22 protein-coding genes are annotated in these 17,887 nt (G+C 63.8%); 17 read left to right on the forward strand and 5 right to left on the reverse strand.

Annotated features, from left to right (window positions below; all coding sequences use genetic code 11):
- The first annotated feature begins 8 nt into the window (after positions 1-8).
- The 6 genes from VRS74_RS02735 to VRS74_RS02760 all read left to right on the forward strand — a co-directional run bounded on the left by VRS74_RS02735 (position 9) and on the right by VRS74_RS02760 (position 6,495).
- Positions 9-707, forward strand: coding sequence for a VIT1/CCC1 transporter family protein (locus VRS74_RS02735; RefSeq protein ID WP_354143709.1), 699 nt, complete (start codon positions 9-11; stop codon positions 705-707).
- A 300-nt stretch (positions 708-1,007) separates the two neighbouring features.
- Positions 1,008-1,493: an energy transducer TonB gene (locus VRS74_RS02740; protein WP_354143710.1), complete on the forward strand. Its 486-nt coding sequence runs from the start codon at positions 1,008-1,010 to the stop codon at positions 1,491-1,493.
- A gap of 158 nt (positions 1,494-1,651) precedes the next feature.
- Positions 1,652-2,545 (forward strand): alpha/beta fold hydrolase, encoded by an 894-nt coding sequence (locus VRS74_RS02745; RefSeq protein ID WP_354143711.1) that lies wholly within the window; start codon positions 1,652-1,654, stop codon positions 2,543-2,545.
- A 327-nt stretch (positions 2,546-2,872) separates the two neighbouring features.
- Positions 2,873-3,382 carry an energy transducer TonB family protein gene (locus tag VRS74_RS02750; protein ID WP_354143712.1) on the forward strand — a complete coding sequence of 170 codons (510 nt, stop codon included), beginning with the start codon at positions 2,873-2,875 and terminating at the stop codon, positions 3,380-3,382.
- A gap of 617 nt (positions 3,383-3,999) precedes the next feature.
- The gene (locus VRS74_RS02755; RefSeq protein WP_354143713.1) at positions 4,000-6,069 is read left to right on the forward strand and encodes a ribonucleoside-diphosphate reductase subunit alpha; all 2,070 of its coding nucleotides are present in this window, start codon (positions 4,000-4,002) and stop codon (positions 6,067-6,069) included.
- Between the two features lie 126 nt (positions 6,070-6,195).
- A complete protein-coding gene (locus VRS74_RS02760; protein ID WP_354143714.1) occupies positions 6,196-6,495 on the forward strand; it encodes an LPXTG cell wall anchor domain-containing protein in 300 nt (99 codons plus the stop codon).
- A 16-nt stretch (positions 6,496-6,511) separates the two neighbouring features.
- On the opposite strand, the gene VRS74_RS02765 is transcribed toward VRS74_RS02760, so the two are convergent.
- On the reverse strand, positions 6,512-7,798 hold the full coding sequence (locus VRS74_RS02765) for a GGDEF domain-containing protein (RefSeq protein WP_354143715.1): 1,287 nt from the start codon (positions 7,796-7,798) through the stop codon (positions 6,512-6,514).
- A gap of 301 nt (positions 7,799-8,099) precedes the next feature.
- On the opposite strand from VRS74_RS02765, the gene VRS74_RS02770 reads away from it, so the two are divergent.
- The 3 genes from VRS74_RS02770 (at position 8,100) to VRS74_RS02780 (ending at position 9,908) form a co-directional block, all read left to right on the forward strand.
- On the forward strand, positions 8,100-9,164 hold the full coding sequence (locus VRS74_RS02770) for a ribonucleotide-diphosphate reductase subunit beta (protein WP_354143716.1): 1,065 nt from the start codon (positions 8,100-8,102) through the stop codon (positions 9,162-9,164).
- A gap of 202 nt (positions 9,165-9,366) precedes the next feature.
- Positions 9,367-9,546: a hypothetical protein gene (locus tag VRS74_RS02775; RefSeq protein ID WP_354143717.1), complete on the forward strand. Its 180-nt coding sequence runs from the start codon at positions 9,367-9,369 to the stop codon at positions 9,544-9,546.
- Between the two features lie 107 nt (positions 9,547-9,653).
- Positions 9,654-9,908 carry an HP1242/YdcH family protein gene (locus tag VRS74_RS02780; RefSeq protein ID WP_354143718.1) on the forward strand — a complete coding sequence of 85 codons (255 nt, stop codon included), beginning with the start codon at positions 9,654-9,656 and terminating at the stop codon, positions 9,906-9,908.
- Positions 9,909-9,920: 12 nt separating this feature from the next.
- On the opposite strand, the gene VRS74_RS02785 is transcribed toward VRS74_RS02780, so the two are convergent.
- Positions 9,921-10,550 carry a hypothetical protein gene (locus VRS74_RS02785; protein WP_354143719.1) on the reverse strand — a complete coding sequence of 210 codons (630 nt, stop codon included), beginning with the start codon at positions 10,548-10,550 and terminating at the stop codon, positions 9,921-9,923.
- A gap of 91 nt (positions 10,551-10,641) precedes the next feature.
- Here VRS74_RS02785 and VRS74_RS02790 point away from each other — a divergent pair, with 91 nt between their 5' ends.
- From VRS74_RS02790 to VRS74_RS02800, 3 genes are all read left to right on the forward strand, one after another.
- Positions 10,642-10,896 (forward strand): HP1242/YdcH family protein, encoded by a 255-nt coding sequence (locus tag VRS74_RS02790; protein WP_354143720.1) that lies wholly within the window; start codon positions 10,642-10,644, stop codon positions 10,894-10,896.
- Between the two features lie 83 nt (positions 10,897-10,979).
- Positions 10,980-11,504 carry a DsrE family protein gene (locus VRS74_RS02795; RefSeq protein ID WP_354143721.1) on the forward strand — a complete coding sequence of 175 codons (525 nt, stop codon included), beginning with the start codon at positions 10,980-10,982 and terminating at the stop codon, positions 11,502-11,504.
- Positions 11,505-11,577: 73 nt separating this feature from the next.
- Complete coding sequence (locus VRS74_RS02800) at positions 11,578-12,480, forward strand: sulfotransferase domain-containing protein (RefSeq protein WP_354143722.1); 903 nt, start codon at positions 11,578-11,580, stop codon at positions 12,478-12,480.
- A gap of 15 nt (positions 12,481-12,495) precedes the next feature.
- Here VRS74_RS02800 and VRS74_RS02805 read toward each other — a convergent pair whose 3' ends face one another.
- Together VRS74_RS02805 and VRS74_RS02810 are read right to left on the reverse strand one after the other, a co-directional pair.
- Positions 12,496-13,047 (reverse strand): hypothetical protein, encoded by a 552-nt coding sequence (locus VRS74_RS02805; RefSeq protein WP_354143723.1) that lies wholly within the window; start codon positions 13,045-13,047, stop codon positions 12,496-12,498.
- Complete coding sequence (locus VRS74_RS02810; RefSeq protein ID WP_354143724.1) at positions 13,013-13,237, reverse strand: hypothetical protein; 225 nt, start codon at positions 13,235-13,237, stop codon at positions 13,013-13,015. The genes VRS74_RS02805 and VRS74_RS02810 overlap by 35 nt, the downstream gene beginning before the upstream one ends.
- Before the next feature lie 213 nt (positions 13,238-13,450).
- On the opposite strand from VRS74_RS02810, the gene argB reads away from it, so the two are divergent.
- The 5 genes from argB to VRS74_RS02835 all read left to right on the forward strand — a co-directional run bounded on the left by argB (position 13,451) and on the right by VRS74_RS02835 (position 16,967).
- Entirely contained in the window at positions 13,451-14,347 is an 897-nt protein-coding gene (argB, locus tag VRS74_RS02815; RefSeq protein ID WP_354143725.1) for an acetylglutamate kinase, read from the forward strand.
- Positions 14,348-14,453: 106 nt separating this feature from the next.
- On the forward strand, positions 14,454-14,747 hold the full coding sequence (locus VRS74_RS02820) for a YggT family protein (RefSeq protein WP_354143726.1): 294 nt from the start codon (positions 14,454-14,456) through the stop codon (positions 14,745-14,747).
- Positions 14,747-15,640, forward strand: a complete 894-nt coding sequence (gene folD / locus VRS74_RS02825) for a bifunctional methylenetetrahydrofolate dehydrogenase/methenyltetrahydrofolate cyclohydrolase FolD (protein ID WP_354143727.1) — start codon at positions 14,747-14,749, stop codon at positions 15,638-15,640. The genes VRS74_RS02820 and folD overlap by 1 nt, the downstream gene beginning before the upstream one ends.
- Positions 15,637-16,347 carry a Cif family virulence factor gene (locus tag VRS74_RS02830; protein WP_354143728.1) on the forward strand — a complete coding sequence of 237 codons (711 nt, stop codon included), beginning with the start codon at positions 15,637-15,639 and terminating at the stop codon, positions 16,345-16,347. Before folD ends, VRS74_RS02830 begins: the two co-directional genes overlap by 4 nt.
- Positions 16,344-16,967 carry a MarC family protein gene (locus VRS74_RS02835; RefSeq protein WP_354143729.1) on the forward strand — a complete coding sequence of 208 codons (624 nt, stop codon included), beginning with the start codon at positions 16,344-16,346 and terminating at the stop codon, positions 16,965-16,967. The genes VRS74_RS02830 and VRS74_RS02835 overlap by 4 nt, the downstream gene beginning before the upstream one ends.
- 17 nt (positions 16,968-16,984) lie before the next feature.
- Here VRS74_RS02835 and ligD read toward each other — a convergent pair whose 3' ends face one another.
- Complete coding sequence (gene ligD / locus VRS74_RS02840) at positions 16,985-17,863, reverse strand: non-homologous end-joining DNA ligase (RefSeq protein ID WP_354143730.1); 879 nt, start codon at positions 17,861-17,863, stop codon at positions 16,985-16,987.
- Positions 17,864-17,887: the final 24 nt, after the last annotated feature.

A 17,887-nucleotide genomic window follows, 5' to 3' on the forward strand; every position in this document is an offset into this window, starting at 1 on the left:
AGTCGTCGATGAGCCGCTTGCATGTCGAACGCCACAATATCGACCGGATCGGCTGGCTGCGCGCCGCCGTGCTCGGCGCCAATGACGGGATCGTCTCTACCGCCAGCCTGATAGTCGGCGTCGCCGCCGCTGCCGCAGACAAGCCTGCCGTGCTGCTTGCGGGCTTTGCCGGGCTTGCCGCAGGCGCACTCTCGATGGCGGCAGGCGAATATGTCTCGGTCAGTTCGCAGGCGGATACCGAAGCGGCCGACATCGCCCGCGAAACCGCCGAGCTGGCGACCCAGCCCGAAGCCGAGCTGGACGAGCTGACCGGCATCTATGTCGATCGCGGGCTCGAACCAGGGCTCGCCCGGCAAGTGGCCGAAGCGCTGACCGCGCATGACGTGATGGCGGCGCATCGCCGCGACGAGCTGGGCCTGTCCGAAGCGACCGCTGCGCGCCCGCTGCAAGCGGCGTTTGCTTCCGCGCTGACCTTCTCGGTGGGCGCGGCGCTGCCGCTGCTGGTCGTGCTGCTGGTTCCGGTGGCGATGCTGACGGCAGGGGTGGTCGCGGTCTCGCTGCTTGCGCTTGCGCTGCTCGGCGCGATGGGTGCGCATGCAGGCGGGGCTCCGCTCGCCAAGCCGGTCATGCGTGTCGTGTTCTGGGGCGCGCTGGCGATGGCTGTCACTGCCGGAGTCGGCAAATTGTTCGGCACTGCGGTGGGTTAGCGCGCGAAGATTCGAGCTCGCTGGCAGGCCGCTCGCCATTCATCGGACGCAATCGCCCGCTCGTCGGGCATTCCGGTCGCTGCACCGAGCACCCATGCCATTCGCCGATCTGGGATTGAGGCTTTCGCCCCGATCGGCATTATGGGGGACAGGAAGCGGGGTGCAACAGCCCCCAAGGACAATCCCCCAAGCGCCTCGCTTCCCGATCGACCATACAAACCGCGGCACGAGTGATGGGACTGGTGCTCGCTGGCCCTGGTCAAACTGGCCGGTCATCCACGCTAACGAGAGGATGATCAAATGCAGACCCTTATCAAGACTTCGCTCGCGGCGGCCCTGAGCCTTGCCGCAATCTCCCCCGCGCTCGCCGACGAGCAGATCGTGGTCCATTCGCAAGCCGAAATGGATCAGTGGCAGGCCGATGTGACGCGCAATCTCGACCGCCGGCTCGAAGCCGCGCAGCACGACACGAACGTCACGCCCAAGAGCGGCATCGTGCAGCTGCGCTTCACGCTCGACGAAAATGGCCGGGCAGAAAACTTCCAGACGCTGACAAGCTCGGGCGACCGTTCGACCGACATGGTGGCGACGCGCGCAGTGCGTCGGCTCGGCAATCTCGATGACGCGCCGGTCGCCAATGCCGAAGGCCAGACCTACCAGGCGAACATCATCTTCGCGGACAACATGCGCGAGCATGACAGGCTGCAAGCGAAGCTCGCCAAGATGGAAAGCGCGCACCTCGCCCGCAGCGAAAGCGAGGGCAAGGTCGTCAGCTTCGGCCTTTAGCGGCAGCTTGCCGCGAAGGGGCGACGGCAGGCCATCCGGCCCGCCGTTTCCCGTTGCGGCGCTCGACAAGCGCGCGTTTCGCGATATGCATGGGGCGTCGCCCGGGCTTTGGCCCGAGTGGCGCCCATGCTTTTGCACCAAAGGGAGATGCGCGAGATATGCCCAGGATCACAGCCAATTCGATCGAACTTGAATACGATACGCACGGCGATCCGGCGAACCCGCCGATGCTGCTGGTGATGGGGCTCGGCGCGCAGATGACGCTGTGGCCGATCGAGCTGGTGCAGGGCCTCGCCCAACGCGGCTTCCACGTGATCCGTTACGACAATCGCGACATCGGGCTCAGCCACAAGTTCGAAGGCGCGAAGGCTCCCGGCATGGTGCGGCAGATGCTGCTCACCCGGCTCGGCTTCCGGCCGCGCGTGCCCTACACGCTGTCGGACATGGCGGCCGACGGGATGGGCCTGCTCGATGCGCTGGGGATCGAGCGCGCGCATGTGGTTGGCGCTTCGATGGGCGGCATGATCGCGCAGCTGATGGCGGTGGAGCACGGCCACCGGCTGCACAGCCTCATTTCGATCTTCTCGACCACGGGCAATCGCAAGCTGCCGCAAGCCGACAGGAAGGCGATCGAGCCGCTCACCACGCCGCCGCCTTCGATGGAAGAGGCGGATCTGGTCGCGCATGGCATGCGCGTTTCCGCGGCGATCGGCAGCCCGGGCTATCGGCCCGATCCCGAAGCCCAGCGCCAGCGCGTGATCGAGAACGTGCGCCGCTCGGTCTATCCGCAAGGGCTCCAGCGCCAGCTCGCCGCGATCATCCATGATGGCGACCGGACCGAACGGCTCAAGCGGGTGAAAGCGCCCACACTGGTGCTGCATGGCGAGGACGATCCGCTGGTCAAGGTAGAGGGTGGCCGCGCCACCGCCGCGGCGATCCCCGGCGCCAAGCTCAAGACCTTCCCGGGCTGGGGCCACGACCTGCCGCTGGAGCTGGTCGACACGATCGCCGATGCGATCGCCGAGCACGCCCACGCAGCGCATCCCGCCTAGCGCCGATACGCTCGCCGCAGGCCGCATCGAGTCGCGTGCTGGCGGGCGAACTATTGTTGCGGCGAGGGGCAAATCGCGGGCCTGCGTCTCCCATAAAGTCAGCCGCGCCGGGTACGACCGGCATGGTTTTGTATGGAAGCGACACGATACGAAGGGTCGTTTGACAGCATGGTTAATAGGCGTATAATCGCGCCCAGGACGACGCATGTGCCCGCAGGCTTACGGCGCCCCGATCGACCAATGACCGTCATCGCTGAATGATAAAAGTCGCACTTAGTGCGGTACTCTCTGCGGCCGATCATCTTTTACACTCGAAAGGATGATCCCATGAACAAGCTTCTCTCACTCAGTCTCGCCTCCCTCTTTGCGGGCGCGGCTTTCACATCCCCGCTTGCCTCGCAGGAAATCAGGGTGGTTCCCACTGCCGACGGCACGCAGCACTTCATCTCCGATGTCTCACACGATCTCGATCGCGAACTCGGCATCATCGATCTGGACAATTGGCGCTTCCGCGGCGGCTTTGCCCAGGTTCGCTTCCAGGTGGACCCGGAAGGGCGGGCGGAGAACGTCACGCTCTATCGCAGGTCGGGTGACCCCCAAGTCGACCGCATTGCGATGAAAGCGGTCGAGCGGCTCGATTCGATCGGTGAACTGCCGGTCGGATATCCGGACGACCAGGTGATCCAGGCAAATGTGATCCTGGCGCGCAGCGAGTCCCAGATGGCGAGCCTCAACAAGCAGTTGAAGCGGGTCGAGGCAAACCGCATCGCCCAAGCGGCAGGCAAGCCCGGCGCGCCGGTGCTGGCACTGTCGATCGCGATGAATCCCCCTTCCTGACTCATTGCGTGAGTCGGGACGCCTTGGCGTCGCGCTGCCCAGTCTGCGGGTGGGGAGCGCGGCGCCAATGTGGCGTCAGGCGGAGCATTCCTGGCCGACCATGGGGCGTCCCGAGCGCCCTTTCCGGATTCGAAAATTGCGCCGCGGGATTCGATTGATTCACAACCCCCGGCAGTCCTTTTTGCCCGCAAAAATTTTTTCACGGATTCATTTTTGGGGTTGCGCGGGCCGCGACCCAAGGATTTCCGGCGCGTCGCGGCGTTGCAGCATGGTAATACACCCCTCGCGAGCCCTCCGGCCCACAGTAAATACGAATTTACCCTCTTGCACCGGACCCTCCTCTGATTCAGTATCTAGTGGTTGAGGCTGCGGGGGCACCCACAAGACCTAGTTTTTCCGAGCGCAGGCACCATCTCTGCGTTAGAGGGAAGAGTCGGTCGATTCACGGCAATCCCGCGCCCTCTCTGTGGGCAAAAAAGGGAAAACTAATTCCCCAGAAGGCCTTCAGAATTGCTAGGTGGGGATGACCCGCCGAATCGAACACATGCGGAACATCGCTTGGAAAAAGGGATGGCCGCGGGGAACGTAGAAACGCAAAGCGAGAAGCGGGGCAAATAATGGATTTGAGGACTGGCGACGAGGCGGCAATGGGGTTGGATAACGAAGCGGAAGGCGCTGTCGAAACCGAAACCAGGCAGCCCAAGAACAAGCGCCAGTCCCCGCAGGCACAGGATGCCCCGGAAGCGAACAAGGCAGTTGCAATGGAAAGCGAAGACAAGGGAACCGAAGCGCTGGTGGCCGAAAAGGCCGGGGAAGCGCTCGCCGGAGCCATGGCGGCGGTGGCGAAATCGGCTGCCGAAATCGACAGCAAGAAGGTCAATGACCGCCGCTTCACCATCGTGACCGATTCCAGCCGCGACGCGCTGCTGACCGAATTCGGCAAGGAAACCCTGACCGACCGCTACCTGCTGCCCGGCGAAGACTACCAGGACCTGTTCGCCCGCGTCGCCGATGCCTATGCCGATGACCAGGAGCACGCCCAGCGGCTTTACGACTACATCTCGAAGCTGTGGTTCATGCCAGCAACCCCGGTGCTGTCGAACGGCGGCACCAATCGCGGCCTGCCGATCAGCTGCTACCTCAATTCGGTGTCTGACAGCCTCGAAGGCATCGTCGGCACCTGGAACGAGAACGTCTGGCTGGCTTCGAAGGGCGGCGGCATCGGCACTTATTGGGGCAATGTCCGCGGGATCGGCGAGCCGGTTGGCCTCAACGGCAAGACCAGCGGCATCATCCCCTTCGTGCGCGTGATGGATTCGCTCACGCTGGCGATTTCGCAAGGCTCGCTGCGGCGCGGTTCGGCTGCCTGCTACATCGACATCAGCCACCCCGAGATCGAGGAGTTCCTCGAGATCCGCAAGCCCTCGGGCGACTTCAACCGCAAGGCGCTGAACCTGCACCACGGCGTGCTGGTGACCGACGAATTCATGGAAGCGGTGCGCAATGGCGACGAGTTCGAACTCAAGTCGCCGCGCGACGGCAGCGTGCGCGGCAAGGTCGATGCGCGCAGCCTGTTCCAGAAGCTGGTCGAAACCCGCCTCGCCACGGGCGAGCCCTATATCGTCTTCTCTGACACGGTGAACCGGATGATGCCCAAGCATCACCGCGACCTGGGGCTCAAGGTCTCGACCTCGAACCTGTGCTCGGAAATCACCCTGCCGACCGGCATCGACCACCTGGGCAATGATCGCACCGCCGTGTGCTGCCTCTCCTCGCTCAACCTTGAGACCTGGGACGAGTGGAACACCGACAAGCGCTTCGTCGAGGACGTGATGCGCTTCCTCGACAATGTGCTGCAGGACTATATCGACCGCGCGCCCGACGAGATGGCTCGCGCCAAATATTCCGCCAGCCGCGAACGTTCGGTCGGCCTTGGCGTGATGGGCTTCCACTCCTTCTTGCAGATGAAGCAGATCGGCTTCGAAAGCCCGATGGCGAAGGTGTGGAACCTCAAGATGTTCAAGCACATCGCGGCCAAGGCCTCAGAAGCCTCTATGCTGCTGGCGCAGGAACGCGGCGCATGCCCCGATGCCGAAGACATGGGCGTGATGGAACGCTTCAGCTGCAAGATGGCGATTGCGCCCACCGCGTCGATCTCGATCATCTGCGGCGGCACCAGCGCCTGCATCGAGCCGATCCCGGCCAATATCTATACCCACAAGACGCTGTCGGGCAGCTTCATCGTCAAGAATCCCTATCTCGAGAAACTGCTGCGCGACAAATCGAAGGATTCAGTCGCGGTGTGGAACACGATCCTCGAGCGTGGCGGTTCGGTGCAGCACCTCGACTTCCTGACGCCGGAAGAAAAGGCGGTCTACAAGACCAGCTTCGAAATCGACCAGCGCTGGCTGCTCGAATTCGCCGCTGACCGTGCACCCTATATCGACCAGGCGCAGTCGCTGAACCTGTTCATCCCGGCTGACGTCGACAAGTGGGACCTGATGATGCTGCACTTCCAGGCGTGGGAGAAGGGCATCAAGTCGCTCTATTACCTCCGCTCGAAGTCGGTGCAGCGCGCCGGTTTCGCGGGCGGGGTGGAAGCGGACAACACCGCCGACGCACCGAAGATCGAACTGACCGCCGGCGGCGAGCAGACCGATTACGAGGAATGCCTCGCCTGCCAGTGATGCAGGAGCGGGCCTTCGCCTCTGTCTGAAAGGCCAGCAAGTACCGCAACTTGCACCCGGCTTCGGCTGCGCATAGGATCGGCTGCGTTTGGCGCGGTCGATCCGCGCAGCGGCAGGAGCCTTGCCATGAAGCCACAACAAGCCACCCGCATTCTCGCCTGCGCCGCGCTGGCGCTGCTCCTTTCAGCCTGCGCCGCGCAGATTGACGCGGGGGTTGCGACCGGAGAGGACGTGCCCGGCTTCTGGTGGGGGCTGTGGCACGGCTTCATTTTCCCCTGGGCCTGGATCGGCTCGTTGTTCGACGAGGGGATCGCGGTCTATGCCGTGCCCAACACCGGCAGGTGGTACGATTTCGGCTTCTTCCTAGGCATCACCGTGCTCGGTGGAGGCAGCTGGTTCAGCTCGAAGAAGCGGCGGCGCGACTAGCGCAGCGGAGCGAGCCTTATGCGCGGCGGCGGTCGCGTGGATCTTCGCTACTCCGGTGGCTGCCCGCGTCGAGGCCTTCGTCGGCTTCGATCACTTCGACCCGGTCACGCCCTGCGCGCTTGGCGCTGTAGAGCGCGACGTCGGCCATCTCGATCAGGTCCTCAAGGTCAAGCTGGCGGTTGGCCGGGGCCAGCGCCAGACCGATGCTGGTGGTGATGAGCGGCTTAGCATCGTCGCGCACCGGTACCAGCATCGCGGCGATGGCGGCGCGCATTTCCTCGGCCAGCAGTCGCGCCTCGCCCGGATGGCGTTCGCGCACCGCAGCGATGAATTCCTCGCCGCCATAGCGCGCCAACACGCCGTAGCGGCTCGGGAACACCGCCTGCAGCTGCGCCGCGGCGAGCGCAAGGCAGCGGTCGCCCGCCTGGTGGCCGTGACGATCGTTGAAGGCCTTGAAGTGATCGAGGTCGATCATCATCACCGCCAGCTTGCCATGCTTGGCGCGGCTGCTCGAAAGCCCGCGCAGCCGCTCGCCCACCACGCGCTCGAACTTGCGGCGGTTGCGCAGGCCGGTCAGCGGGTCCTGCTCGGAAAGCTGGCGCAGCAGCTGGTTGTTCCGCTCAAGCTCGATCCGCGTCATCTCGTCGCGCTGGTCGAGCAGGAAGCTGCGCGCGTTGAGCTGCCAGCTGCGCCGCGCGATCGCCCATGCGGGGATGCCCACCAGCGAAGTCAGCACGATGTAGAGCCCCAGCTCGAGCGGCGGCAACGCATTGGGCCACATCGCCACTGCGGAAGTGGCGAGCGTGAAGGCCAGCGCGAAACGCTTGAGCTCGTCGGGGCGGAAGGGCAGCGCCAGCCCCAGGCACGAAATGCCGAGCAGGAAAGTGGTGGCCAGCGTATAGCGCGCCATCGCTTCGGGCGTGGCGAAGCTGGCGAAATACATCGCCAGCATTCCGATGCTGATCAGCGCGCCTGCCGCCGCCAGCTTGATCTGGCCGAGCTGGTGCTTGCGCAGCAGGAACAGGCCCGCCACGGACAGCGGCACGATCGTCGCCAGCCGCCACAGCAGTGCCACGTCGAGCATTTCGGGCAGCGCAAAGGCGTCGAACAGCAGCGCGCCCAGGCTGATGGTGAGTGCGAAGAGGATCTGGAACTGCAGGCCCTGGTACACGCGCTCGCGCGAATGCTCTTCCTCCAGCGCCTTGAGCGCAGGCGACCACGCAGCGTAATCGCTGCGGGTGGCGAGCGCCAGGTTGATCTCTTCGCGCAGGGCGAAAGAGTGAGGAGAGGGTTCCTGCGACATAACTCCCAAAAGTTAGCCGAAAGCCCATTAAGTATCTCTTAAAGCAGTATTTTTGCGGTTTTCTGCGGGTCACGATGGTTATCGCCACCCTTCGACCGCGCGAAAAAGGTTAACGCCGATATAAGGGGCGCGAATCACCTGCCTTCCGCGCCCTCCCCAGGCCAGGGCGCGGGCAATTGCCTGCCTCGGCCCGACTCAAAAAAAGCACGGCTTATCCCCGCCAAAACACCCCTGCTTGCCTTCGAATTGCCGCCATGATTCCCTATATTCAAATTTTGTGCTGATTCACGGAGACCACCAGATGTCGTTGCTCGAAGCCCGCAAGACCTACAAGCCGTTCGAATACCCCTGGGCATACGAGTTCTGGAAACGCCAGCAGCAGATCCACTGGATGCCCGAGGAAGTTCCCCTGGGCGAGGATTGCCGCGACTGGGCACAGAAGATTTCCGAGCACGAGCGCAATTTGCTCACGCAGATCTTCCGCTTCTTCACCCAGGCCGACGTCGAGGTGCAGGATTGCTACCACGACAAGTATGGCCGCGTGTTCAAGCCGACCGAGATCAAGATGATGCTCACCGCCTTCTCCAACATGGAGACGGTACACATCGCCGCCTATTCGCATTTGCTCGACACGATCGGCATGCCCGAAAGCGAATATTCGGCCTTCCTCGAATATGAGGAAATGAAGGACAAGCACGACTTCCTGCAGCAGTTCGGCGTGGACACGGACGAGGATATCGCCCGCACACTGGCGGCCTTCGGCGGCTTCACCGAAGGGATGCAGCTGTTCGCCAGCTTCGCCATGCTGATGAACTTCCCGCGCTTCAACAAGATGAAGGGCATGGGCCAGATCGTTAGCTGGTCGGTGCGTGACGAAAGCCTTCACTGCGAAGGCATCGTGCGGCTGTTCCACGAATTCGTGCGCGAGCGCGATTGCTACACCAAGGCGGTGAAGGAAGACATCATCGACATCTGCCAGAAGACGGTGCGGCTGGAAGACAATTTCATCGATCTCGCCTTCGAGATGGGCCCGGTCAGCGGGATGAGCGCGAAGGAAATCAAGAAATACATCCGCTACATCGCGGACTGGCGGCTGGGCCAGCTTGGCCTGCAGCCGATCTACATGGTGGACGACCACCCGCTGCCGTGGCTCGCACCGCTGCTCAACGGGGTGGAGCACGCCAACTTCTTCGAAACCCGCGCGACCGAATATTCGAAGGCCGCGACCAAGGGCAATTGGAACGACGTGTGGGCCAGCTTCGACAAGCGCCAGAAGGCGAAAGCCGCGAACGAAGGCGCCGCTGCCGAGGATGACGGGCCGGGCCTGTTCGGCGATGCGGGCGAAGGAACGCAAGCGGCGGAGTAGGATGCTAAGCTGATAGGCGCGCCGCGCGCGCGTGATAGCGAAGGGGCTTGCGCACCGTCCGTCACCTCCCGGATCATCCCCGCTTCCCTCGCCGGCCCTTACTGTACCTGAGCCGGAATTTTTTCTCTTATGACTGTGTCGCATGTGTCGCATGGCGCCCCGCGAACCCGGGCTCAACCAGTGTCTGGCTATATGATGCGCCATGTTCGCGAAGCACCAGGCCATCTTCCGCAGCCGCTGGCGCGCCCTGTTGTGGGCGTCGGGCGTGCTGCTAACGGCCTATTGCTCGGTGCCTTCGCCCGACGAGGCCCAGCAGGCCAGGCCCGCCGCAAAACCGGACGAGCATCTCAATCCCTGGGCGCTCAAGCAGCAGGACAAATAGCGGCGCGGGGATCGGCGCTGGCGCGGCAAATTTGATCTGCCTCAACGTCACATCGCGGGCATCTGCTAGCGTGGCTGCATCACCACTGCACAAAGAGAGGCATCCATATGTCGCAGCATACGCCGAACGAACTGACCCAGATCTTCGCCCGCGATCGCGAGCTGGTCAGTCGGCTCAAGCAGGACAATGCGCATTATGCGCGGCTTGCGGACGAGTATCACGAGATCAATCGCGAAGTGCACCGCATCGAAAGCGAGGCCGAAGCGGCCAGCGACGAGCGCACCGAATCGCTCAAGAAGAAGCGGCTCGCGCTGCTCGACGAGATTACCGCGATCGTGACGAAGGCGCGCGCGGCAGCCTGATCGAGGCCTCGATCACCAGCCCCAGGCGGGCGGAGGGGCTTCGACCGCTTCGCTCGCATCGAACGTCACGCGGAAGCGCCGCGTCGGATCGTTGCGCCGGGTCAGCTGGTAGGTGAAGGTGGCACCTTCGCTGCCTGCGGGCGTGACTTCGATCCGCCACACATTGGTGAGCGAGGCGGCAAGGCCGCCCGCTTCGAAAAGCGCGATGCTTTCGGCATCGACCGGGAAATCCTGCGCTTCGGCCGATCCATGATCCGCCGTGTCGCCGCCATAGAAGGTCATCGCATCGGCCTCGCCATCGTCATGCCGATGGTCGTGCTTCAGCAGCAGGCCAGCCTCGGTGCGGGTGACGAGCCAGGTGCGCGAGCGATCCCAGCCATCGCTTCTTTGCGCGTCTGCAACATGGAAGGCGATGGCGATGCGATCCGCGTCGCACTGTGCCCAATGCGCCACCATGGCGCGGCCGCGCCAGTCGGCGTCGCGCTCATCCTCGCTCGCAAGCTCGCCGGCATAGGCCTTGCCGCAATGGCTCGCCAGCGCGTCCCAGAAGGCCTGCTGCGGCGCGGGTTCGGCATGGGAAGCGGCCGGGGCCGCGAACAGCGCCGCCGCCGCGCCAAGCATGGTGGCCGTAATCGAGTTCATCTGCTGCCTCTCCGCAACTGCGCTTGCCCTTTGCCGCGCGCGCCGTGCTATTATGGTGGGAGCACCGGCGATGCAAGGAAGGGAGCTTCACATGTCGCAGCATACCCCGCACGAACTTCACGAGGCTTTTCCGGACGATGTGGCGCTGCTTACGCGGCTCAAGGTCGATGACCCGCATTTCGCCAATATCGCCGAGCGCTATCACGAGCTCAACCGCACGATCCACCGGGTCGAAGCCGAGATCGAGCCTGTCAGCGACGAACATGCCGAGGAGCTCAAGAAGCAAAGGCTGGCGATGCTCGACGAGATTTCGGCGCTGCTCGAGAAGGCACGCGGATTTTCCTGATCTCGTAGCGCGTGCCGGCTTTGTCTCTTGCGGCGGGCCGCGCTAAGGCCTGCGAAACGGATTCAAACAGGGACATCGCATCAATGAAATTCATCGCACCGCTTGCACTCGCTTTCGCCATGCTCGCTGCGCCCGCGCTGGCCGACCACCATGCCGCAGGCGAAGCGACCGTGACCAACCAGATGGAATTCCCGGCGGATGCGGAGTGGAAGCACAGCTTCGATGCCGGCCCGTCCGAAGCGGGCAAGCCGAATGGCTCCTTCGCCCGCGCGCTTGCCTTCATCCGCGCGATGGAAGCCGAGGGGGTCGATCCGGCGCGGGTCAAGGTCGCGATCGTGGTGCACGGCCCGGCAGTGTTCGATGTGGTGAACGACGCGCGCTATGGCGAGAAATACCAGGACGCCGACGGCGCGCCGATGCGCAACCAGAACTACAACAATGTCGCTGACCTGGTCGCGCGCGGGGCGGAGATCTGGGTGTGCGGGGTCGCCGCGAAATATCACGGCGTGGGCAATGCGCATTTGCTCGAAGGCGTGAAGATGGCGCCCAGCGCCACCGCCGCGCATGCCGATCTGCAGCGCCGCGGCTTCGGCATCAACCCGTTCTGATCGCGCCCTGCCTTGCCGCGCCGGGCCGAAAGTGCATAAGCTTCCCTTGGGGCGCAGGGGAGAGGGAATTGCTATGACAGCAGGAGTTGGGCGCCGCGCCCGCACGATCGAGGAAATCGGCCAGAACCTTATGGCGCTTCAGGCGGTGGAGCCGGTCAACTACCGGGCCTATGAGCCGCAGGCGGGCGATGTGTTCATCACCAGCTGGGCCAAGAGCGGCACCACCATGATGCAGCAGATGTTCCATCAGCTGCGCATGGGCGCCGCGACCGGCAAGGGCGACATGGATTTCGACGACATCAGCCGGATGACGCCGTGGGAAGATGTCGCTCTGCAGAACGATTTCGACATGACGGTGGAGCAACGCGCTTCGCCGCGAGGCTTCAAGTCGCACCGCGAATACGAGCGCCTGCCAGCTGGCATGCGCTATGTCGTGACGTTGCGTGATCCGCACCAAACCTATGCCTCGTTCCATCGCTTCTTCGAAGGATACCTGTTCGAACCCGGCTCGATCTCGCTCGACGAATCCATGCCGCTATGGCTGATGGGCGGCCCCGGCGGGTGCGATTACTACACCCATCTGCTCAGCTGGTGGGCCCGCCGCGACGAGCCGGATACGCTGCTGGCGAGCTATCGCTGGGTGGTGAAGAACCGCCCGGCGATGATCCGCATGCTGGCCGATTTCATGGGCATCGAGCTTACTGGCGAGCTTGCCGCGCTGGTCGAGGACATGACCAGCCGAGAGTTCATGTATGCGCACAAGGACAAGTTCAACCACCAGATGATCTGCGATTCGATGACCGCGCGGCTTGGCATAACTGACTTCGAATCAACCAAGGTGCATGATGTCGGCAGCGACGCGAAAGTGGTTCCGCCCGCGATCGTAGAGCAGATCGACGCGATGTGGGCTGAACGGGTCACACCCGTCACCGGGCACCGGAACTTCGCCGAGCTGGCGGCCGAACTCGGCCGCTAGCTCGGGGATGGGGCTCTAACGCGGCACCTTCTTCTCGACGTATTCGGCGAAATCCTTGGCATAGGCGTCGCGCAACTCGATCTGCGCCGCTTCAATCATTGTCTCATCCTTGGGAGGGAAATTCTCGAGCGGGTTCTTGACCTGGCCGGTACCCTCGCGAGTAATCTTGTTGCCGTCGAACTCACGGAACACCCAGCCGGTGAACAGGTTTGAACCGTACATCATCGCCTTGTGATAGAAGATGTGCGTGGTGATCAGCTCCGCATAGCACGGGTTTGTGCTCTCCGTGATCCGTTCACTCGCCTTGATCTTCTTGTTCAGCGCCTTGACCTCGGCCTTCAGCTCTGGATTGTTTTTGAGATCCTCGTTCCACGGTGTGGGTGCTTGCAGCACCACGTCATATTTCGCCGGATCGAGGCCCAACATGCTGACATATTCGAGCCGATCAAGTTCGCTCAACTGCACTTCCGGGCCAAGATATTCGCGCATCAGGTCCTTGACTGTGGCCACGCCCTTCTTGTGGCCAGCCTGGTCAATCGCGGCGCCGACAAGGCCGAAGCCCGACAATCAGGCCCATCTTGATCCCAATGTAGTTCTCTGTCGGCCAGACGTGCAGTTCGCACGGCTTGGCCTCGGCTGCAGTGGTCGCCTCCATTTCCGCATTCGCTGCCGGTTCGGGAGCATCCTGCGCAATGGCTGGCACGCCAAGAGCCATGGCACCGACCATCAGGCCGAGCCGAATCGTATTCAATTTCATGGAATTTACCCCTGTCCAAACCCGATGCACGATCAATCACAAGGCTTCGAAACCGTCAATCGATCTTTCCTGAGAGTTGGCACAATGGACCCGGGCAATACGCAATTTGCGCTATCGTGGTAGCGACGCCACAGCGCTTCGCGCTATGCAGCGCGGCCTTGAGCCGCTAAGCGCGCTGCCGTGCGCCACCAGGGGCGAAGTGGAGTGAAGCGGATGAGCGCGAGCAGCGATCCCAACATGCTGGCCAAGGCCGAAGTACTGATCGAGGCGCTGCCCTATTTCCAGCGCTATGCCGGGCGCACCTTCGTGGTGAAATATGGCGGCCATGCGATGGGCGATCCCGAGGCCGCGCGCGACTTCGCCGAAGACATCGTGCTGCTCAAGGCCGTGGGCATCAACCCGGTTGTGGTCCATGGCGGTGGGCCGCAGATCGGCGCCATGCTCAAGAAGCTGGGCGTCGAAAGCACTTTTGTCGACGGCTTGCGCGTCACAGACAAGGCCACCGCGGAAATCGCCGAGATGGTCCTGTCGGGCGCGATCAACAAGGAGTTGGTCGGCTGGATCGCAGGGGCGGGTGGCCGGGCGATCGGCATTTCGGGCAAGGACGGCGGGCTGGTGACGGCGCGCAAGGTCGAACGCAGCACGCGCGACCCCGACAGCAATATCGAACGCGCGATCGACCTGGGCTTTGTGGGCGAGCCGAGCCGTGTCGACACCAAGATCATCGACACGGCGGTGGCTGCGGGCATGATCCCGATCATCGCGCCGATCGGCGCAGGCGAGGACGGCCATACCTACAACATCAACGCCGACACCATGGCGGGCGCGATCGCGGCGGCGCTGGGCGCAGCGCGGCTGTTCCTGCTGACCGATGTGGCGGGCGTGCTCGACAAGCAGGGGCAGCTGATGACGGACCTGACGCCGGGCGACATTGCGCGGCTCAAGGACGACGGAACGATCTCGGGCGGGATGATTCCCAAGCTGGAAACCTGTGTAAACGCGGTCGAATCGGGCTGCGAAGCGGCGGTGGTGCTCGACGGGCGGGTGCCGCATGCCATGCTGCTGGAATTCTTCACAGCGCGCGGGGCCGGAACGCTGGTGCGCGCCTGATCGATGCGCTAGCGCAATCGGGACGGGCAGCACGGCGGGGGCTCGCCCTTGGCGTGTTACTCGGGCAACACGCAACTTCGGGACGCAGAAAACGGAAGCAGGTTAGATGCAGGCTCTCTACACGATCTACGATATCATCGCGATGCTCAGCAACGTGCTGGTGATGTTGATCATCATCCAGTTCGTGATCGGGCTGCTGTTCGCCTTCAATGTGGTGAACGCCTCGAACGACTTCCTGATGTCGTTCTACAATTCGATCAACCGGCTGCTCGACCCGCTGCTGCGGCCGATCCGCAATCTTATGCCCAGCACCGGCGCAATCGACTTCAGCCCGCTGGTGTTGATCATCGTGCTCAACATCGTGCTGATTGTGCTCGAAGCCATAATCCGGAGCGCATGATGACCGCGACACTGATCGACGGCAAGGCCTTTGCAGCAAGCCTGCGCGAGCAGGTGGGCGAACTCGCCGGCGCATTCGAGGCCAGGGCGGGGCGCAAGGCCGGGCTGGCGGTGGTGCTGGTGGGCGAAGACCCGGCGAGCCAGGTCTATGTCGCTTCCAAGGCCAAGCAGACGGTCGCTTGCGGCATGGCCAGCTTCGAACACCGCTTGCCGCAAGACACTTCGCAGGACGCGCTGATCGCGCTGGTCGACCGGCTCAATGCCGATCCCGCGGTCGACGGCATTCTGGTGCAGCTGCCATTGCCGGGGCATCTAGACGAACAGGCGGTGGTGGCGCGGATCAGCCCGGACAAGGACGTCGACGGTTTGACGCCGACCAGCACCGGCCGGCTGGCGCTGGGCCTGCCCGGGCTGGTGCCGTGCACGCCGCTCGGTTCGCTGATGCTGCTCAAGGATCAGCTTGGCAGCCTATCGGGCCTCGACGCGGTGGTGATCGGACGTTCGATCCTGGTCGGCAAGCCGATGGCGCAACTGCTGCTGGCGGAGAATTGCACTGTCACCATCGCGCACAGCCGCACGAAAGACCTGCCTGATGTGGTGCGCCGCGCCGATATCGTGGTTGCCGCCGTGGGTCGCCCCGAAATGGTCAAGGCGAGCTGGCTCAAGCCGGGCGCTACCGTGATCGACGTGGGCATCAACCGCCTCCCGCCCGAACCGGGTGCGGAGAAGGGCAAGCTGGTGGGCGACGTCGATTTTGCCGAAGCGCGCGCGGTCGCGGGCGCGATCACGCCGGTGCCGGGTGGGGTCGGGCCGATGACGATCGCAGTGCTGCTGCGCAATTCGCTGGTCGCGGCTTATCGCAATGAAGGGCTGGAGGTTCCGGAGGGGCTATGAAGAAACTCCTGCTCCTCGCTGCGCTATCCACGCTGGCGGCATGTGCTTCGGGTCCGCGCCAGAGCTTCCCCGATCGCATCATCAACCGCGCGCTGGCCGGGGCGCCGGGGCAGGCGCAGCCGAGCGATGTGGTCGCGACCGAAATCGCCTTTGCGCGGCTTGCGCGCGAGAAGGGGCAATGGAGCGCCTTTGCCGAATATGCCGCGGATGACGGGGTGATGTTCGTGCCGGAGCCGGTTGCCGCGAAGTCCTGGCTCAGGGGGCGCGCCAATCCCGCGCAAAGCGTAGCGTGGCAGCCGCACCAGGTGTGGATGAGCTGCGACGGCTCGCTCGCGGTGACGAAGGGCGCATGGCAGCGGCCCGACGGATCGAATGGCTATTTCACAACCGTGTGGCAGCGGCAGAAGGATCGCACATATCGCTGGGTGATGGACCAGGGCGACGCGCTGGCGCAGCCGCTGGTCGAACCCGAATTCATCGGCACGGAAGTGGCCGACTGCCGCGCGGGCAGGGAAATCGCCATCGCCACCGGCCTCGATCTCGAAATCCCGGCTCGTGGCGCGGGCAGGTCGCTGGACGGCAGCCTCGCCTATGAATGGGATGTATCGCTCGATCGTTCGCGCCGCTTCCGCGTGACCATGCTGCTTGATGGCGAAATGGTCGAAGTGCTGCAGCTCGAAGTCGCGCCTCCGGCGGGCAGTCAGTGACCGAGCTGTTCATCTCCGCCTTTATCACCCTGTTCGTGGTGATCGACCCGCCGGGCTGTGCGCCGATCTATGCCGGGCTGACCAAGGGTGCGCCGGCGCTGCAGGCGCGCAACATGGCGCTGCGGGCGAGCTTCATCGCGACGGTAATCCTGCTGATCTTCGCGCTGTTCGGCGAAGACCTGCTGTCGGCGCTGCATATCGAACTCAACAGCTTCCGCATCGCAGGCGGTCTGATGCTGTTTTTCATCGCCTTCGACATGGTGTTCGAAAAGCGCACCCAGCGGCGCGAGGAGCGCGCGGAGAAGGTCGCCGCCAGCCCGGAAATCGAGGATGTCTCGGTATTCCCCATGGCCATGCCGATGCTCGCCGGCCCGGGGGCGATCGCGGCGGTGATGCTGCTGATGAACGAAGCCGACGGCATGGAGGAATCGCTGGTGGTGCTGGCGGCGCTGGGCGCGGTGCTGGTGATCACGGCGGCGGCGCTGGTTTCGGCAGGGCCGCTGATCCGCTTGCTCGGCGACCGGGTCGAAGCGGTGATCACGCGGCTGCTCGGCGTGCTGCTGGCGGCGCTCGCCGCGCAATATGTGATCGACGGGCTGAAGGGCAGCTTCGGAACCTAGCGGGAATTGGACGCGCGTCAGTCGTGCAACCTCTGGGCACTGTCGAACAGTTTCGCCCATGGATCCTCTATCTGCGCCAGACGGCGGAAGATGTTGCGGACAGTATATTTCCGCGGCTGCATGGAAGATGACAGTGCCTCGTCCCACCGGATCGGCGTTGCGACCGGGGCGCCGGGGCGTGCCCGAACCGCATAGGGCGCGACCGAGGTCTGGCCATAGGCGTTTCGGAGCAGGTCGAGGAAAACCCTGTCGCCCCGCTTGGCCTTGCGATGTTCCACAGTCATCAGGCCGCTGTCCCGCGCCGCCACCGCTTCGCCGAACTTGCGCGCCCACGCGCGGACCGCCTCGAAATCCAGCGATCGATCGAGCGGAACAACGATATGCAGCCCGCGCGAGCCGGTCGTCTGAACAAAGCTCTTGAGGGACCGCTCTTCCAGCACTTCGCGGACATGCGCCGCTGCCCTCTGGACCTTCGAGAAATCATTGTCGGACGGATCGAGATCGATGACCAGCCGGTCCGGTCGGTTCGGCTGGTCGGCCCGGGCAAGCGCAAGATGCGGCGTGATGCAGGCCAAATTGGCCAGGTAGACCAGCGTCGCGGCATTATTGGCGATGGCATAGGTGATCGTGCCGCCTTCTTTCTTCAGTTCGATGCGGTCGATCCAGTCGGGGAAGAATTCGGGAACGTCCTTCTGGAAGAAGCCGCCTGCCTCGATCCCGTCGGGATAGCGTTCCATGCTCAGTGGCCTGTCGCGATAATGCGCCAGAGCGAATGGGGCGATCCGCCGGTAGTATTCCGCAAGATCGCGCTTGGTCAGCCCATCGGGGAAAAGCGCCCTGTCGGCGTGGGAGATGGCGATGGTCCTGCCATCGACCTTGAGGTTGGTTCGGCTCATCGAGTTTCGGGCCCCTTATCATGG

The organism is Altererythrobacter litoralis, from assembly GCF_036324225.1.
Taxonomy (GTDB): Bacteria; Pseudomonadota; Alphaproteobacteria; order Sphingomonadales; family Sphingomonadaceae; genus Erythrobacter; species Erythrobacter litoralis_A.

Bases quoted from the DNA above. Each gene is read 5' to 3' on its own strand.
- VRS74_RS02735 (WP_354143709.1), top strand. From the start codon at position 9: ATGAGCCGCTTGCATGTCGAACGCCACAATATCGACCGGATCGGCTGG.
- VRS74_RS02740 (WP_354143710.1), top strand. From the start codon at position 1,008: ATGCAGACCCTTATCAAGACTTCGCTCGCGGCGGCCCTGAGCCTTGCC.
- VRS74_RS02745 (WP_354143711.1), top strand. From the start codon at position 1,652: ATGCCCAGGATCACAGCCAATTCGATCGAACTTGAATACGATACGCAC.
- VRS74_RS02750 (WP_354143712.1), top strand. From the start codon at position 2,873: ATGAACAAGCTTCTCTCACTCAGTCTCGCCTCCCTCTTTGCGGGCGCG.
- VRS74_RS02755 (WP_354143713.1), top strand. From the start codon at position 4,000: ATGGATTTGAGGACTGGCGACGAGGCGGCAATGGGGTTGGATAACGAA.
- VRS74_RS02760 (WP_354143714.1), top strand. From the start codon at position 6,196: ATGAAGCCACAACAAGCCACCCGCATTCTCGCCTGCGCCGCGCTGGCG.
- VRS74_RS02765 (WP_354143715.1), bottom strand. From the start codon at position 7,798: ATGTCGCAGGAACCCTCTCCTCACTCTTTCGCCCTGCGCGAAGAGATC.
- VRS74_RS02770 (WP_354143716.1), top strand. From the start codon at position 8,100: ATGTCGTTGCTCGAAGCCCGCAAGACCTACAAGCCGTTCGAATACCCC.
- VRS74_RS02775 (WP_354143717.1), top strand. From the start codon at position 9,367: ATGTTCGCGAAGCACCAGGCCATCTTCCGCAGCCGCTGGCGCGCCCTG.
- VRS74_RS02780 (WP_354143718.1), top strand. From the start codon at position 9,654: ATGTCGCAGCATACGCCGAACGAACTGACCCAGATCTTCGCCCGCGAT.
- VRS74_RS02785 (WP_354143719.1), bottom strand. From the start codon at position 10,550: ATGAACTCGATTACGGCCACCATGCTTGGCGCGGCGGCGGCGCTGTTC.
- VRS74_RS02790 (WP_354143720.1), top strand. From the start codon at position 10,642: ATGTCGCAGCATACCCCGCACGAACTTCACGAGGCTTTTCCGGACGAT.
- VRS74_RS02795 (WP_354143721.1), top strand. From the start codon at position 10,980: ATGAAATTCATCGCACCGCTTGCACTCGCTTTCGCCATGCTCGCTGCG.
- VRS74_RS02800 (WP_354143722.1), top strand. From the start codon at position 11,578: ATGACAGCAGGAGTTGGGCGCCGCGCCCGCACGATCGAGGAAATCGGC.
- VRS74_RS02810 (WP_354143724.1), bottom strand. From the start codon at position 13,237: ATGAAATTGAATACGATTCGGCTCGGCCTGATGGTCGGTGCCATGGCT.
- argB (WP_354143725.1), top strand. From the start codon at position 13,451: ATGAGCGCGAGCAGCGATCCCAACATGCTGGCCAAGGCCGAAGTACTG.
- VRS74_RS02820 (WP_354143726.1), top strand. From the start codon at position 14,454: ATGCAGGCTCTCTACACGATCTACGATATCATCGCGATGCTCAGCAAC.
- folD (WP_354143727.1), top strand. From the start codon at position 14,747: ATGACCGCGACACTGATCGACGGCAAGGCCTTTGCAGCAAGCCTGCGC.
- VRS74_RS02830 (WP_354143728.1), top strand. From the start codon at position 15,637: ATGAAGAAACTCCTGCTCCTCGCTGCGCTATCCACGCTGGCGGCATGT.
- ligD (WP_354143730.1), bottom strand. From the start codon at position 17,863: ATGAGCCGAACCAACCTCAAGGTCGATGGCAGGACCATCGCCATCTCC.